Annotated in this window: 19 protein-coding genes and 1 tRNA gene; 7 read left to right on the top strand and 13 right to left on the bottom strand. The window is 46.4% G+C overall.

Going from position 1 to position 13921, the window contains the following annotated elements; genetic code table 11:
• Nucleotides 1-19: 19 nt before the first annotated feature.
• Together Q0620_RS09120 and Q0620_RS09115 are read right to left on the bottom strand one after the other, a co-directional pair.
• Nucleotides 20-388 (bottom strand): hypothetical protein, encoded by a 369-nt coding sequence (locus Q0620_RS09120; RefSeq protein WP_298784665.1) that lies wholly within the window; start codon nucleotides 386-388, stop codon nucleotides 20-22.
• Entirely contained in the window at nucleotides 385-3414 is a 3030-nt protein-coding gene (locus Q0620_RS09115; protein ID WP_298784663.1) for a hypothetical protein, read from the bottom strand. Before Q0620_RS09115 ends, Q0620_RS09120 begins: the two co-directional genes overlap by 4 nt.
• Nucleotides 3415-3462: 48 nt before the next feature.
• Between Q0620_RS09115 and Q0620_RS09110 the strand changes: the two genes are divergently transcribed.
• Nucleotides 3463-3756, top strand: coding sequence for a hypothetical protein (locus Q0620_RS09110; protein WP_298061742.1), 294 nt, complete (start codon nucleotides 3463-3465; stop codon nucleotides 3754-3756).
• Between the two features lie 3 nt (nucleotides 3757-3759).
• On the opposite strand, the gene Q0620_RS09105 is transcribed toward Q0620_RS09110, so the two are convergent.
• The 10 genes from Q0620_RS09105 to Q0620_RS09060 form a co-directional block, all read right to left on the bottom strand.
• Entirely contained in the window at nucleotides 3760-3966 is a 207-nt protein-coding gene (locus Q0620_RS09105; RefSeq protein ID WP_298784661.1) for a hypothetical protein, read from the bottom strand.
• A gap of 32 nt (nucleotides 3967-3998) precedes the next feature.
• Complete coding sequence (locus Q0620_RS09100; protein ID WP_298784659.1) at nucleotides 3999-4253, bottom strand: hypothetical protein; 255 nt, start codon at nucleotides 4251-4253, stop codon at nucleotides 3999-4001.
• Between the two features lie 8 nt (nucleotides 4254-4261).
• Nucleotides 4262-4603, bottom strand: coding sequence for a hypothetical protein (locus Q0620_RS09095; RefSeq protein ID WP_298784657.1), 342 nt, complete (start codon nucleotides 4601-4603; stop codon nucleotides 4262-4264).
• Nucleotides 4600-4902 carry a hypothetical protein gene (locus Q0620_RS09090; protein WP_298784655.1) on the bottom strand — a complete coding sequence of 101 codons (303 nt, stop codon included), beginning with the start codon at nucleotides 4900-4902 and terminating at the stop codon, nucleotides 4600-4602. The genes Q0620_RS09095 and Q0620_RS09090 overlap by 4 nt, the downstream gene beginning before the upstream one ends.
• 3 nt (nucleotides 4903-4905) lie before the next feature.
• Nucleotides 4906-5094 carry a hypothetical protein gene (locus Q0620_RS09085; protein ID WP_297959750.1) on the bottom strand — a complete coding sequence of 63 codons (189 nt, stop codon included), beginning with the start codon at nucleotides 5092-5094 and terminating at the stop codon, nucleotides 4906-4908.
• Nucleotides 5095-5283: 189 nt separating this feature from the next.
• Nucleotides 5284-5592 carry a hypothetical protein gene (locus Q0620_RS09080; RefSeq protein WP_298784653.1) on the bottom strand — a complete coding sequence of 103 codons (309 nt, stop codon included), beginning with the start codon at nucleotides 5590-5592 and terminating at the stop codon, nucleotides 5284-5286.
• Between the two features lie 10 nt (nucleotides 5593-5602).
• A complete protein-coding gene (locus Q0620_RS09075) occupies nucleotides 5603-6331 on the bottom strand; it encodes a hypothetical protein (RefSeq protein ID WP_298061756.1) in 729 nt (242 codons plus the stop codon).
• Nucleotides 6332-6347: 16 nt separating this feature from the next.
• Nucleotides 6348-6653, bottom strand: coding sequence for a hypothetical protein (locus Q0620_RS09070; protein WP_297950721.1), 306 nt, complete (start codon nucleotides 6651-6653; stop codon nucleotides 6348-6350).
• A gap of 40 nt (nucleotides 6654-6693) precedes the next feature.
• Complete coding sequence (locus Q0620_RS09065) at nucleotides 6694-7557, bottom strand: Mu-like prophage major head subunit gpT family protein (protein ID WP_298784651.1); 864 nt, start codon at nucleotides 7555-7557, stop codon at nucleotides 6694-6696.
• Nucleotides 7557-8339, bottom strand: coding sequence for a phage protease (locus Q0620_RS09060; RefSeq protein ID WP_298784649.1), 783 nt, complete (start codon nucleotides 8337-8339; stop codon nucleotides 7557-7559). The genes Q0620_RS09065 and Q0620_RS09060 overlap by 1 nt, the downstream gene beginning before the upstream one ends.
• Nucleotides 8340-8512: 173 nt before the next feature.
• Between Q0620_RS09060 and Q0620_RS09055 the strand changes: the two genes are divergently transcribed.
• The 5 genes from Q0620_RS09055 to Q0620_RS09035 all read left to right on the top strand — a co-directional run bounded on the left by Q0620_RS09055 (nucleotide 8513) and on the right by Q0620_RS09035 (nucleotide 13244).
• Entirely contained in the window at nucleotides 8513-8980 is a 468-nt protein-coding gene (locus tag Q0620_RS09055) for a DUF1804 family protein (RefSeq protein ID WP_298784647.1), read from the top strand.
• Nucleotides 8977-10494, top strand: a complete 1518-nt coding sequence (gene terL / locus Q0620_RS09050; protein WP_298784645.1) for a phage terminase large subunit — start codon at nucleotides 8977-8979, stop codon at nucleotides 10492-10494. The genes Q0620_RS09055 and terL overlap by 4 nt, the downstream gene beginning before the upstream one ends.
• 129 nt (nucleotides 10495-10623) lie before the next feature.
• Complete coding sequence (locus Q0620_RS09045; protein WP_298784643.1) at nucleotides 10624-11976, top strand: DUF935 family protein; 1353 nt, start codon at nucleotides 10624-10626, stop codon at nucleotides 11974-11976.
• Complete coding sequence (locus Q0620_RS09040; RefSeq protein WP_298784640.1) at nucleotides 11966-12943, top strand: phage minor head protein; 978 nt, start codon at nucleotides 11966-11968, stop codon at nucleotides 12941-12943. The genes Q0620_RS09045 and Q0620_RS09040 overlap by 11 nt, the downstream gene beginning before the upstream one ends.
• Nucleotides 12944-12953: 10 nt before the next feature.
• The gene (locus tag Q0620_RS09035; RefSeq protein WP_298784639.1) at nucleotides 12954-13244 is read left to right on the top strand and encodes a hypothetical protein; all 291 of its coding nucleotides are present in this window, start codon (nucleotides 12954-12956) and stop codon (nucleotides 13242-13244) included.
• Here the strand turns inward: Q0620_RS09035 and Q0620_RS09030 are convergent.
• Nucleotides 13245-13318 (bottom strand) — tRNA-OTHER (locus Q0620_RS09030). It abuts the gene before it with no gap.
• A gap of 34 nt (nucleotides 13319-13352) precedes the next feature.
• On the opposite strand from Q0620_RS09030, the gene Q0620_RS09025 reads away from it, so the two are divergent.
• Nucleotides 13353-13904, top strand: a complete 552-nt coding sequence (locus Q0620_RS09025) for a phage virion morphogenesis protein (RefSeq protein ID WP_298784638.1) — start codon at nucleotides 13353-13355, stop codon at nucleotides 13902-13904.
• The last annotated feature ends 17 nt before the right edge of the window (nucleotides 13905-13921 follow it).

Here is a 13921-nt window from a genome sequence, read left to right as displayed (position 1 = left end):
ATTTCACTTCTCAAAATTTTTAAACCTCTCTGAATTTAAGCGTCAGATAAAAGAGCGGCTCTGCGCTTTTAAAAAGCGGCTCTGCGCTCACCGCAGCGTCCGTATAATCAAACCTTGCTCTGATTTGCCCCGTATCAGTTAGCAGCACAAGCTCGCTATCAGCAGAGCTTTCGGCTAGAGCGATTAGGGCGTCTATGCAGGCTTTGCTTTGCCATGCGATCTCATCACTGGAAAATACGAGGGCTCTGTTTTTGCGCTCCCTTAAAAATACTATCTCCGCTCCGCTTATAGCGGTCTCGCTTGCCGCTGTTAGCGAGTAGTTTCTAAACTCGTCTTGCAAAAACAAAGGCTCGTCGAGTTTTACGTTTTCTACGGCTTTTAATTTCATACTCCAGCTCCCTTTAAATATCTTTGAAGTGCTGCGGCGGTATTTTCGTCGGTTTGAGCTTTATAGCTTGTCCCGCCTAGATTGAAGTTTAAATTTACGTTTTTAGCAGCAGCGGCATTCGGCTTTATAAACTCGGCGGCGTAACCCTCTATATTCAGACCCTGCTTCGCTCTAGATAACAGATCCTCGGCAAGAGCGCGGAAATTCGTAAAATAATCGTTTCCTTTAATCCTAAAAAATCCTGGATATTGCTTATTCCATGACCTAACGGCGTCAAGCCCGTTCCTAAAAAGCTTTTTGTCGATCATCGAATAGAATTTATCGGAGAGCCTATTGGCTAACCTCCTAACATCTGCGGAGCTTATGCTCATATCTATTCTTTGCATAAACTCGCTGTTTTGGCGAGCTAATACAAGTCCGCCGCTAGCGAAGCGAGCTAGCTTCTCTTTTGGGATCGCCCTAGCGTTTAGCCTTGCAAAAAATTTAGCACCGTAGTAGTCTACGGCTCTGACGTTTTGGATAAACTCACCCCTGCTTAGCAGCGCAGGCACATCATCCCTGCCTGCGGCATCATGCCCGGCGATCTTGCCGCTATACCTTTTAAAAAGCCCTACCGCTCCGCCTGCGGCGAAAGCTGCGGCATTTGTGCCTTTTATCTTGCCTCCGCCTATGGTTTTGACATGGATCGTATGGACCGATGATGTGGGTCTTTTAAGAGCCTCAATCGTCTTTTGCGCCGCTTTGGCATCCGGATCGATCGTATGGATGCTTGAGCTTGGAGCTTGCAGGCTCTTTTTCGCTTCCTGCGCCGCCGCGTCGTCCGCGGTTATTTTTATGCTAGCCCCTCCGTTCATAGCGTCTTTTAGCTCGGCGATTTTGGTTTTTACATCCTCAAATCCCTCAGCGCTAAAATCTATCTTGCCCTCTGCAGCCCTCTGTTTTAGCGCGATTAGCTCGTTGTAGAGCGCCTTTTCACTCTGCAAGCTAGACTCTACCGCTGCTTTTTCGGCGGCGATATTCGCCATCTTGGCGTCATGAGCGGCAAGATCGGCATTTTTTTGCATCTCGTTTGCGCTCAAATTTAACGCCAAAATTTCATTTACCGTATTCTTATAATCCGCGGCTCTATTGATAGTTTGCGCGTTTTTGCCGCTTCCTAAGCTCTTTTGTGCGCCCAAGCTATCGTTGATTTTCGCGGCTTGATCGGCATAGCGCTTGAAGCTTTCCAGATCTTTATTATTGAGCGCTTCTTTGGCTGCGCTAAGTGAGCGGGATAGGGCCAAGCGATCGTCGTTAAATTTTGCTTCCTCGCTCATCCCAGCTTGATTGGCTAGGCGGATTTTTTCTGCAGCGCTAAATTCCAAGCTCTCACGGCTGCGGGCGTATTTCTCCTCTATACCCACCCGCTGCTGCGCCATCTTTTCTAGTTGCGAATTGTAGCTTTGCTCCTTTGCAAGCAGCGTTGCGATAGTGCGGTCATGGCTTTTTATACGCGCATCGGCATCCTTTAAAAACTCGTTTAAAACCCTTTTATTGTCGTTTATAATCGCGTTATTTGCAGCCTCGCGCGCATCCACCATAGAGACAAGACCCTGCTTAAGTCTCTCTATTTGATTGATCTGCAGTTCAATCTGATTTTTTGCGTCCGCTTCTACAACCTTATCAAGCCTTACCTCTTTTAGCCCCTCAAGGCTTGCTCTAAGCCCTCTAAGCGCTTCATCTGCGGCGGCTATCCCTTTTGCGGCAGCTTCCGTACTTAGGTTTTTATTTTCTCCTAAGTTCCATACGTTGCCAGTCTTTTGAAGCTCTACGCCTAAATTCGCTAAGCTGTCGCGAAAATCATTGGTATTTTGCGTCGCTTTAAGCATATATGAAGGCAGGTCAAATTTAAGATTTGCGGGGATATAAAATATGTTGTTAAGCGCCTCGGCAAGCTCTCCTAATCCTCGCGCGGCGGTAGAGAAAACTCCCGCATCTTTTTCTCCAGCGAGCCAATCGGGCATAGCTATATCGCTTAAAGCGGAGGCTGCTTTTATAAGCGAGCCTATAGAGTTTGCAAGCAGCGCCGCAGCATTAGCGGCAGCTTCGAAAGTATCTTTGTTGAAAATACCGCTCGCGATCTCATTTATGCCCTCGCCAAAATTCGCTAAAGCCTGCCTAAGCGTCGTATCGTTTGAGAGATACTCGTTTATTTCTGCAAAGGAATTTTTAAGCCCCTCAAACAAAGGCTTAGTAGCCTCTCCTTGCAGCTCCGCCATACTTGCTTTATAAGAGCGTACTAGGGCTTCAAATTTCGGAGCGCTAAAGGAAGCCTGCTCGCCGAAAATTTTAAGTTTTTCATTCATCACGTCGAAAAACGAGCCGTTTTCTATCGCAGCCTTTAGACTTTCGGTCTGAAGCCCCAAGGATTTTAAAAACCGCCCGAAGTCGGTATTTGTTTGGATAATGCCTGCGCCCACGCTATCTAGCGTCGCTTTTAGGGAGTTTACATCAGCCCCTGAGCTTTGAGCTGCGTATGAGATATTTCGAAATAGCGCGAGAGCCTTTTCTAGACTCATATTCGAGCTAGCAGTAGAATAAAAGCTCGTAAACATCGCGGCTAGATCGCTAGAGCTGAAATCTAGCTCGCTATCAAGCTTTTTCAGCTCCACAAGAGCCGCGCTCGCCTTTTGTCCGCTGAGTTTCCATTTTTCAAACGGATCGAGCTTGCCGCTTTTTTCCGCGACGTTTATCAGGCTTCTTAGGCGAGAGTTTAAATTTTCTACGGTGGTATTATTCTCAAGCCCCGCGGCGATAAACTCTCTAACGCCCTGAGTAGCGCTAGATATAACCGAGCTGAGCCCTCGCAGCGAGATTGTCAAATTCGCAAACGCATCGGATTTAATCCCATCTAGCGCGCTTTTGAGTATACCCGTGCTTTTGCTCGCCTTTTGTGCAGCAGCCTCTACGTCCGATAGCCCTTTTTTGACCTTTTCGGCACCGCTGGCGTCTGCTTCGACACCTATTTTTATCTTCAAATCAGCCATGCGCTTTGCCTTAAATTTCGGTATAATATGCTTTCAGGAGACGAGCAAATGGATCTATTCGGTTTTACAGATAAAAACGGCGAAGGCTTGTTTGGTTTTTTAATGTGCCTTGCGATAGCGACGCAGTTAAAAGAGTATTTTGCGCGCAAAAAGGCGCAAAGGATTGCCGCAAAAATCGAAGCACAAAAGCGCCTAAGCCGCTCGGAGATAGATTTTATATTTAAAAATATAGATAAATTTAGCCGCGAGCAGCGAGCCGAAGTTAGGATTTCGCCTAAAGACGAGCCCTTTGTGCGTGAGCTTGCTCGAAAAAGCGGAATAAGTTTTACCCGCGCCTCATAAAAATCAAGCTTTAGCAAACTCCTTAAGCCTTTCGATACCGCTTTTCTCACTTTTTCCCTCGCTTATAAATTTTTTAAACGCCCGATCATCCGCGAAGCGCGCAATTCTAACCGCTACAGAAATTTCTTTTAGCCCTTGAGCCTCTATCTGCGAAAAGCCCTCTACCGCCTCTTTTGCAAAGCTGAAAGGAAGCTCCCACGCCCTAGCCAAGCCGTGCTTTAGCAGGTAGCAGATCCAATAGGCTATTTTTTTTTACCGTCCTCGCCGCTTGCGGTAAGATCGCCGTAGGTTAGGCGCAAAATCTCCTCGTAAAGCTCATTTGCGGCGCTATAGCCTAGGTTTTCAATCTTATCTGCGCTAAGATCGCAGCACTGCTTTAAAATTTCGGCTATATCGTCGTTTTTGATGATGCCCGATTGAATTTTATAAATTAATCCGATGGATAATTCTCTAATCGTAATGCCGTTTTTCAACGTCTTTTTTTTAAACAGATCCATTCTCACTCCTATTTAACTCGTTTTATAGGGAAATTTAGATCAAAAATGTAGGCGTATAGGCTTTCGCTTATAAAACGCGTCTCGGCACTTTTTAAGATGATGACACGCCTTTCTGCCTCATCTTTTAAAAGCTTGTCGCTAAGCGCCATGATCTCATCTAAAATTCCGTAAATTTCGCAATCTAAAGTGTTGCGCGCTAAAACGATTTGAAACTTCAGGCTAGTTTCGTTCGCGCTGATACGCTCAAAGCCGCTAAAAATCAGATAATCGCCGTTTTGATCTATAAGCGCCGTATTCGCTACCGCCGTAAGATTTAGCTTAGCTGTTAGATACTCCAGCGTCTCTTTCATCTAGGTTCCTCATCGTCTCTTAGAGTAAATTTCTCTTTAAAAAAGCTTGTCGCCAAATCTAAAATCCCGCTTCCTTTAAACGCTCCTATCCCGCAGATTGCGAGAGCTAGGCGCATATCCTTGGCATAAAAAAACGCGATCTCATAAATGATATAGGCGCTAAAACAGCCGTCGCAAAGCCTCGTAAAAAACGAGCGCAGCGCTACCGCCGGCGATTTTTCGGTTGCGGAAGGCTGCCTAAACCATGCTACTATGCTGCCTGCGACGCCGACGGCACAAACATAAGCTAGATACTCCATTTCTCATGCTTTGCCGTGTGGGCTCAAGCGCCCAGGAGACGCCGTAAGTGCTCCGCTAATGCCTATGCAGCACGACCACGCCAAAAATAGCGCATTCGTATTGCGGATAAAAAGCTCAAGTAGCGCAAAAAGCTCTAAATTGAAAATCACCAAAAGCACCGCGCGCAGTAGATAGAGCAGAACGGGTCTCATTCATTCGCTCCCTGTGTGCAATCTTTTGCGATCTGTTCGCACTTTAGAAAGTATGCCATTAGCGCCTTGTGCGCCTCGAAATCCGAGCTTTCGGCGGGGCGTAGCGGCATTTTTAGGTTGCATTTTACGGGGATGAATACCTGCTTTATCTGCGGCTCTTTTGCCCCGCAACCGCCAAGAGCAAAGACGCTAAAAAGCGCTATTAAAAAGCATTTTATACGCTCTAAGCTCACTCTCACAGCTTTTGTCCTTTATATAAATTTTTGAGACGCTCTTGATTTTATCCTCATTCAGCCCGCTTGCTTTAATCTGCAGCGACTTTATCGCCGCGTTTTGTAAGCTTAGGCTTGCCGCGCAGCTTTGAGCTTCCGCCTGCTTTGAAGCGTAGGCATTATTAAGAGACGAAATTTCAAATTTCAGCTTCGTAATCCATGCTGTGCTTAGCACGCAGACCGCAATTAGAGCGTAACCCAAAGCCCGCACGTTCAAAAAAGGCATGACCCTCTCCTTAAAGAGCGCAAATTTCAAAGAATTGATTCCCGGCCGCACGGGTTTCGTCTTTGAGAATATCGACGCTGAAACTGATAGAAAGCCAATCATCGCCTTTAAGTGCAAAATCTCCGTCCGCTCTTAAGGAGCATTTATAAAAAGTCGCCTTCATCGCGCTTCCCGTCGCCGCCTCGCCGATAAACATAAGCGCGCACTCCAGTTTGCTGTTTTTAAAGGCGCTCATCTTCTCCTTTTGGATACCGGCGCTCAGCGCCAAAGTAACCTCTCCGGAAATATCTTTTAGAAATTCGACTATACCGCTATTTGCGTGATACTTATAGTCCTCATCCTTTTTTGGAGCGGTGCCGCCTCCGCCTACGGTGGCACTAAGATTGCCGCCTACGGCTCCTAGATCGACGATTTCGCCCGCTTTGGCGTCGGTAATTTTAACGTTAGCCGTTTTTTCGCTTTGCGACGTTTCGCCAAAATAGGCTCTGGCTAAATTCTTTATCGAAATTTCATCACTTTTAAAGCTCATACTCGCACTTTGGCTTTTTACGATAGTCTTATCTATCGCCTGCGTTGCCCCCTCAGTGTTGGTATGCTCTAGCTTCTCAAGCTCGGTCTTTATGCTTACCTCCGAGCTGAGCCCGAAGTATTCAAATCTGCCCGTAGGTTTGCCCTCTTTATAGACGTCAATATAGAGTTTGCCGCCGCCGAGGGTTACGTAATCGCTACTGCTAGCCATATTTTTCTCCTTTGTTTTAAATTTGATTTAGCTCGCTCTTGCGCTGCCCGCTTTTGATTATCCCGCCGCTGCCGTCGTCATTTTTTATCGCTGCCGCTTCTTTTAGAGCTTCGTTTGCCAGTATCTGATCCAGCTGCGTCGGCTCTATTTTCAGTAGTAGCTTGAGTCGAAACATCGCCAGATCCATTAGCGAGGGTTTCGGAATCGCCTTTTTCTTGCTCAGCGCTCTGGCTTCCTCCATCGCTCGCTTCGCTAGAGCTTCGCTCACCTCCGCCTTGTTGAATAGACTCTGCCTCGCTCTGCTTAGAAATTCCTCGTCCATCTTCTAAAAAATCCTCCGCACAATAATGCATCTTATCTCCTTATTTTCCCGTGGACATATAGGCAAGTTGCCATAACGCGTATCCTGCATTCATAAAGCTTTTGCAGCCAAATAGTGCAGCGTCCTTCATAAATTTATGATCGTCGCTGCTCTCAAAGACGCCATCTTTTGCAACTTGAAGCACAAAAGGGCGAACCGGTTTGCCTAGATCCATCAAATACCACTCGGTACCCGTAATTTCAGGTAAAACGAGCAAGCTATAGCGCTTAAAAGTAGGGTTTGTTTCGCCTGCGGTTAAATGCTCCTTATTTACCGCAGTAATCGCCGCGGCAAGGTTTTTAGGGCCGCAGATTAGATGTGTCGGACTTACGCCCAGGGCTTGCCCGGTGTCGCCTTTAATGCTGATCATATAGGCTTCCGCAGCTAAAAGATGCGCCGTATCCAGCGCGCCGGTGCCGCTATTTGCATAGGTATCACTACCAGATGCATGGTCGGCGGCAAAAAACGCCTTGCCGTCGTAGCATTTGCCCTTTGTGGAGTCGGCCGCATTGGCTAGAATTTTCGCCACTAGCGCGCCGCCGAATTTTTTCGCATTGAACGCCATCTGCTCGATCGCAGGCTTATAGAGCCCGACCTTGTCATATTCAAGATGAGTATTGGGCACCGTAACGCTCGCTTCAAAAGGCTGATTTTCTAGCGCATAGCCGTAATCCTTGAACTTTTTGATATCTCTATCGCCGACCCACTCTTTCATCATCGGAAAGTTACCCAGCCAAACATATTTCTCGCTTAGATCGTTGCTTTCTACGCGCATAGCAAGAACATCCGCCTCGCTTTTGGTATCGTTGAAGGTCTTTTGAAAGACCGCCTTAAAGCCGATCGATGTCTCTTCAAAATTTGCCATTATTTAGCTCCTTTTATATATTCCTCTTCACTAAGCCCTAAAAGAGAGGCCACCTTTTTCTGCTCGTCGCTTAGGGAGGACGCGCTATTTTTTTGAAGCTCCTTTTTGCCGAAAAATGCCCCCAAAAGCGAATTGAGTTTTTGTACTTGCCCGTCTAGCGCCGTGATCTTTTCTACTATCGCGTTGCTTTCTTTTGCATTCGCTTCGCTTTCTGCAGCAGTACTCTCTTTCGCGTTTGCTTCGCTTTTTTGAGCCGCCGTATCCTCCGCTTTGTCGCGAGCGGCAAAATTTGTGCTAAGCTCCTCTATTTGCTTGCCTATGGCGTCTATCTTCGCCGAAAGCTCCGAAATTTCTTTATCCATCTCTTCCTCTCCTTTTGAGTTGATTGCATTATTTAGCAAATTTGGGCGATTTACAAGCCCTACGCTATCAAGCCCGATCACCCGTCTATTCTCGCCCATATCAAAAACGGGGCTCAGGTATCGATACGCCCGCGAGCCAATAAGCTCCTCGCCCGTCTTATTGAGGCTTAGGCTGGCGTAAATCCCGCCGTCTCTAAGCTCGAAACTATCCTTATTAAACCACCCTAAAGCCGCGCCAAAGCTGTGGTTTTCATCAAGGGCGATATCAAGGGCGTTTTTTTCTATGGAGGCTATCAGTGCGGCGCCGTCAATCCGAAACGCGCGCCCGTCAAGACCTATCACTTCGCCGACTGGCGAAACCTTTACCTTTTCGTCCTGCTTAAAATTTAGCTCTAAAACGCTATTTATGCCTTGTCTCATACTGCCTCCGTCTCGAAATTTGGCGGTATTATACGGACAAACGCCGTTAAAATCACTCTATTTAGGGGCTATCAAGAGTGAAACGGAAAAAAATTCGGGCTAAAATGCGAGATAAAAATAAAATCGTCGCGCATAGCAAAGTGAGACGACGCGCAAATTTAAGGAGGTAAGCCTTGGACGTTAAAACTGCACGCGATATGTTTATCAAAGGCTACTCAATCACCGACATCGCAACCGCTTGCGGCGTAAGTCGCCAAAGTATCTATGCCGCCAAGGCTAGAGCAAAAGCCGCGGGCGAGGACTGGGATGAGCTAGCGCTTGCAAAAAACAGAGAGCAAAGTAATACCATCAAAAGCGAGCAAGGTTTTATCCTTGCGCTGATAGAAAGCTTCGAGCGGGCGTTTTCACAGATGCAGGAGCTGCCGCCGCAGGAGAGACTCGAAATTTTAAAAAACTATACGCAAACCTATTATAGCCTTAAAGCCCCATTAAAAACGGATATAAAGGCTCAAATGCTAGACGCCGCAAGCCGCGCGATAAATGAGATCGCCGATCTTGCGACCAAGAAAAAATGCGATGCCGTGACGGAGTTTTTGGCGGCAAACGCCGATGAAATTCTAAGACGAGTGCTTAAACAATGATCGCAAACGAAAATATCGAAGTGCTTCGCGCCAAGCTCAAAGCCCTCAAGCGCGCCATCGATCCGCAAAGAGACGCTAGGATAAAGGCTGCGCGCGCAAGCTTTAAAGAGTGCGTGCGGATCTATTTTAGCGCTCACGTACGCCTGCCCGAAACCTCTAAATTTCGCACCGATTTCTATAAAAATGAGGCAAAGCTAAGCACGAAAAATAGGCATCTGCTTTTTAAGGCTTACAGAGGAGCTGCCAAAACTACCTTGATTTCAAGACTTTGGGTACTCTTTAACACCGCTGTAACCGCACGAAAACGCAACTGCGTAATCATTAGCGCGACGATAAATCTATCCAAAAAGACGATCGAATTTATAAAAAACGAGCTTGAGGAAAACGAGCTTTTGATTAGGGACTTTGGTATCAGCAAGGGCGATAAATGGACGGAGGAGGAGATCGTATTTTATAGCGGCAAGCAGGCGTTTAAAATTTCCGCTTACGGCGCTGGCAAAAAGATCCGCGGCGAAAACTGGCGCGGCTTCCGTCCGGATCTTATCATTTGCGACGATCTGGAAAACGACGAAAACGTCAAAACGAAAGCGCAGCGCGACAAACTTTATGAGTGGTTTGAAAAGGCTATTATGAAGCTGCCAGCCCGCGGCGATAACGCTTATAATATCGTAGTAGTCGGTACTACGCTGCATTATGATAGCCTGCTCTTTCGCATCGAAGCAAGGACGGATTTCAAAACTCTATCCTATCCGCTGGTGCGCGCTTTTCCCGCAAACGTAGATGAGCAAAAGTGGGATATGAAAGAGCTGCTGCTCGATGATAACAAGCTGGATAAAGAGCGCATAAAACAGGAGTTTCTAAGCTCCAAAAGTGCCTTTATGAGCGAATATCAAAACGAGCCGCTAAATAAAGAGGAGGCAAGCTTTAGCGGGTATCAAACTTTCGAGCAGATGCCTCTTTGCGACGCCTATTATATGGGGATTGACCCCGCATTAGGAAAAAGCAAGGGCGATTATTTCGCCGTAGCTACGCTTGGGGCTTATGAGGGCAAATTTTATGCAAGCGTTAAAATGGCAAAAGTAAAGCCCGAGCTTATGATGGATCGCATCATAGCAGCGGCGCTTGAAATTTTACGACTTAACCGCCCGCTGAAAATCGCGATCGAAACTATTCAGTTTCAGGAGTTTTTTAAGGATATGCTCGATAAAAAGGCCCGCGAACTGGGGCTTTATCTGCCTATCATAGAGCTTAAAAACAGCGTGCCTAAGCAACTTCGTATCGATAGCCTAACCCCGCCTATAAATAACGGCGTAATTTTAAGCGATAAAAACTCGCTCGTTTTCATAGACGAGCTTGATACCTACCCTAAAAGCGCGCATGATGATGGACTGGATGCGCTAGAGATGGCATGGCGCATCGCAAAGGTGCCGGCGTTTGATTATGCGAAGGCTAGCAGGATCATCAAAGAGCGGAAACGCAAACGCGACATGATAAAAGATATGTTGCAGAGCTGATAAGAACAATGCCGTTTAAACGCTTTTAAAAGCCGTTTAAAAGCGTTTAAATATTTTTGGACGGGTGATTTATCGTTAGAGATGATAAAACCCCTTAGAGCGCACGCAAATAAAATTTAAGGATGATGGATGAAAAAACAAGATTTAAGATCGCTCATTAAGCTTTTAAGACCCAAGGGGGCTTATTCCAAGACCGACGTAGCGGGATATGTAGAGCTAAGTCCCTCTAAGATCCGCGCTGCACTGCTTACCAAGCAGCAGAATTATCTATTTCCTGCATTTTCGCTCATAATGGATAAGGATAGCGCCGTAGGGGCTGAAATAGAAAAGCGTTTAAGCTCGGTAGAGAATAAATTTTTCACCCATGATCTGGGCGAGGATCAAAACGAAAATATCGAACAGATTATAAAAGCGGGGTTACAGGCAAGGCTTTTTGGGCTAGGCATCCTTGAAGTATATGCGGATGAGGACGCGAATATAAAATTTGACGTAGTAGATAGAATATATATTAATATCGTAGAAAACAAGCCTTATCTGCGGATAGGCTCACGCGATATTGAAGCCAAAGAGCCGTTTTTTATAGTAGTTAGGCAGGAAGATCCGGCGCTGCTGAAAATTTTATGGCTCGTGTTTGCCAAGCATTTCGTGCTGAGCCACTACCTCAAATTTGTGGAGTTTTTGGGCGTGCCGCCTCTTATCGGCAATAGCTCAAGTGGAGACGAAAACGTCATCACACAAATGGCTGAAGCGCTTGAGAGTATCAAAAGCGGCAGTTACGCGGTGCTAGGTCCGAACGACATTATCAAAGTGCTTGAGGGTAGAGGAAGCCAAGCTGATTTTATGGAGTTTGTGCGCTATTGCGACGCAGAGATTGCTAAAGTCATAAACGGCTCGGTGCTTAGTTCGAATGCAAATACCGCACAAAGCGGCAGCTACGCAATGAGCAAAACCCACGAGCAAAACCGCGCCGAGATAGTCGCTGCGGACGTGAAATTCGCAAGCCGCTTAGTCGAGCGAATATATGCGCGTCTTGGCAAAAAGGCAAATCTAAACATTCAAATCGAAAAAGACGTGGATCTGCTCCAGCGCGCACAGATGCTTCAAATTTTGCATGAACTAGGATACGAGATGAGCCCGCAAGATATGGCAAAGGAATTCGACCTGCCGCCAAGCGCAAAAGCTACGGACGCGAAAGAGGGCGACGGATCAAACGGGCGCATAGGCGCGGAGAAAAACTCTGCCGGTGCGGCTAAATATCTCACCGAGATAGAGAGGCAAACCGCGCAGCACGATTTTAGCGGCTCGGGCGGACAAATTCGCGCCTACGTAAACAGCGTGGTGGATAAAGCTCAAACCTACGAGCAGGCTTATGAGATACTTGCAAAAAATCCGCTAGGTTTTAAGCTTGATGCTCTGGAGGAGGAGCTATTTCGGGTCATAGCAAACGCTGAAATTTTAGGCGCGGACGATCATGAATATTAGCTTTTTTGCCCCGCCGCAGCAGGTCGTAAAATATATCAAAGATAAACGGCCGCAGCTTCATTTCGACTATGACGAGATTATGTACGAGGCTCATCATCGCGTCTTTACAGTCGCAAAGATCACGCGGCTCGATCTTCTAAAAGATATTCAAGATAGCCTAGCCCTTGCCGCACAAAATGGGCAAGGATTTGATGAATGGAAGCGCGGCATCAAAGATACCCTAGCGCGCAAAGGCTGGCTAGGGGACGTAGCGGTAACTGACCCTAAAACGGGCGAGCACAAGCAAATTTACGTGGGCAATCGTAGGCTGCGAAATATCTATAACACCAATATGCGAGTAGCCTATGCCGCTGCGCGTTACCAAAGCCAGATGAGCTCGGATCTGCCGTATTTTCGTTATGTCGCGGTGCTGGATGATCGCACCAGGGCGAGTCACCGCGCGCTGCACGGGCTGATACTGCCTAAAAACCATCCGTTTTGGGATAAGGGCTATCCGCCAAACGGCTGGAATTGCCGCTGCAAGGTGCAGGTGGTAGATGACGATGATCTGCGGCGAGAGGGCTGGAGCATAGCTAAGCAAATTCCGCCCACTAAAATCCATCCCGACTGGGCTTATAACGTCGGCAAGACGGACAATTTAGATAAAATTTTAACGGAAAAGCTAGCTAAGCTTAACAAAAGTCGCGCGGTTTCAAAAAGCGTTAAAAAGGCGGTTAAAGATGATTTAAAGGACTTTTCGCATAAGCGTGATCTTTACGTTTGGCAGGCCTCGTTACTTGAAGCCGTAAGCGAACTATTGATAAAGAAAAATATAAAGAGCCCCATAAATACCTTTCAAGAAAATTCAGAATTTGTAATAATTTTAGGCGAAGATGAGCAAAATGAAAATGTAGTTACAATGAAAAAATTTAGTACAGGAGAGCAGGAAAAATATAAATTAGAAGAAATTATTAAACTTTTAAAATAAAGAGAAAATTTTGCACTTTTCGCCCGAACGCAAGAGCAAATACGATCAGGCACTTCGCATAGATGAAATTAAAGAGTTGGTTAAAATTTTAGATAAGACTAAAAGATATTTTTTTGATAAAAAGAGCAAAAAAGATATTTTGATTTTTTGGGATGACGAGCAGGATAAAAGCAAGATTAATAAGGCGGTTATAACGCTAGATTACACGATAAAGAAATTTGGAATATCTAATTTAATCGTTACTCTAGGTAAGATAGACAAAAAAGATTTCGGAACGTATGATTTAGAGGAGATAAAATAAAGCCGCTTGCGGGAGTCGAACCCGCCATCCGCTAATAAATTAGCCAAGTTACCAACGTTACTTGCATAAGCGGCTTTATTAAGGCGATTATACCACCAAGGCGGAAAAATGTCAATAAAAATCACGGGAATGGAGGAGATAGAGGCGAAGCTCACGGCGCTGCAAAATAGTCTAAGCGGAGCGCAGATGAAAAGCAAGCTATCAAGTATCGGCGAAAAGGTAAGGTTGCGAATAGAGCTAAGCTTCGAGCGGGAGCGCAGCCCATTTGGGCAGGCGTGGGCGCCTCTTAGCGCAAATACCGCCATAGCATATATGAGAAAAAGCGGCGCGCGGGGAGGCGCAAGGGCGCGTAACCGCGTATTTTTGGCAAAATTCGGCGCCGGCGGCAGTAAGAAAATATTGCGGGTAACCGGACATTTGGCGGAGCTTTGGAGCGTTGATCCGAGCGAAACCAGCGTTACAATAAGCAATAATAGCTCGCGCGATGGATTTCCTTATGGGCTAACGCATCAATTCGGCTCACATAACGGCTGGGGGCGCGGTATCTATATCCCTGCTCGCCCGTTTCTGCCGATAGATAAAAGCGGAGCGCTGCTGCCCTCGTTGCAAAAAGATATAGAAAGCTATCTAATCCGTGAAATAGAAAAGGCGGTAAAGTAGTGCGTTTTACGAAATCG

The organism is uncultured Campylobacter sp. (assembly GCF_938017615.1).
Classification (GTDB): domain Bacteria; phylum Campylobacterota; class Campylobacteria; order Campylobacterales; family Campylobacteraceae; genus Campylobacter_B.
This window is presented reverse-complemented; position numbering and strand designations above follow the sequence as displayed.

Excerpts from the sequence above, each read along its gene's own strand:
- Q0620_RS09120 (WP_298784665.1), bottom strand. The coding sequence starts at position 388 with ATGAAATTAAAAGCCGTAGAAAACGTAAAACTCGACGAGCCTTTGTTT.
- Q0620_RS09115 (WP_298784663.1), bottom strand. The coding sequence starts at position 3,414 with ATGGCTGATTTGAAGATAAAAATAGGTGTCGAAGCAGACGCCAGCGGT.
- Q0620_RS09110 (WP_298061742.1), top strand. The coding sequence starts at position 3,463 with ATGGATCTATTCGGTTTTACAGATAAAAACGGCGAAGGCTTGTTTGGT.
- Q0620_RS09100 (WP_298784659.1), bottom strand. The coding sequence starts at position 4,253 with ATGGATCTGTTTAAAAAAAAGACGTTGAAAAACGGCATTACGATTAGA.
- Q0620_RS09095 (WP_298784657.1), bottom strand. The coding sequence starts at position 4,603 with ATGAAAGAGACGCTGGAGTATCTAACAGCTAAGCTAAATCTTACGGCG.
- Q0620_RS09090 (WP_298784655.1), bottom strand. The coding sequence starts at position 4,902 with ATGGAGTATCTAGCTTATGTTTGTGCCGTCGGCGTCGCAGGCAGCATA.
- Q0620_RS09085 (WP_297959750.1), bottom strand. The coding sequence starts at position 5,094 with ATGAGACCCGTTCTGCTCTATCTACTGCGCGCGGTGCTTTTGGTGATT.
- Q0620_RS09080 (WP_298784653.1), bottom strand. The coding sequence starts at position 5,592 with ATGCCTTTTTTGAACGTGCGGGCTTTGGGTTACGCTCTAATTGCGGTC.
- Q0620_RS09075 (WP_298061756.1), bottom strand. The coding sequence starts at position 6,331 with ATGGCTAGCAGTAGCGATTACGTAACCCTCGGCGGCGGCAAACTCTAT.
- Q0620_RS09070 (WP_297950721.1), bottom strand. The coding sequence starts at position 6,653 with ATGGACGAGGAATTTCTAAGCAGAGCGAGGCAGAGTCTATTCAACAAG.
- Q0620_RS09065 (WP_298784651.1), bottom strand. The coding sequence starts at position 7,557 with ATGGCAAATTTTGAAGAGACATCGATCGGCTTTAAGGCGGTCTTTCAA.
- Q0620_RS09060 (WP_298784649.1), bottom strand. The coding sequence starts at position 8,339 with ATGAGACAAGGCATAAATAGCGTTTTAGAGCTAAATTTTAAGCAGGAC.
- terL (WP_298784645.1), top strand. The coding sequence starts at position 8,977 with ATGATCGCAAACGAAAATATCGAAGTGCTTCGCGCCAAGCTCAAAGCC.
- Q0620_RS09045 (WP_298784643.1), top strand. The coding sequence starts at position 10,624 with ATGAAAAAACAAGATTTAAGATCGCTCATTAAGCTTTTAAGACCCAAG.
- Q0620_RS09040 (WP_298784640.1), top strand. The coding sequence starts at position 11,966 with ATGAATATTAGCTTTTTTGCCCCGCCGCAGCAGGTCGTAAAATATATC.
- Q0620_RS09025 (WP_298784638.1), top strand. The coding sequence starts at position 13,353 with ATGTCAATAAAAATCACGGGAATGGAGGAGATAGAGGCGAAGCTCACG.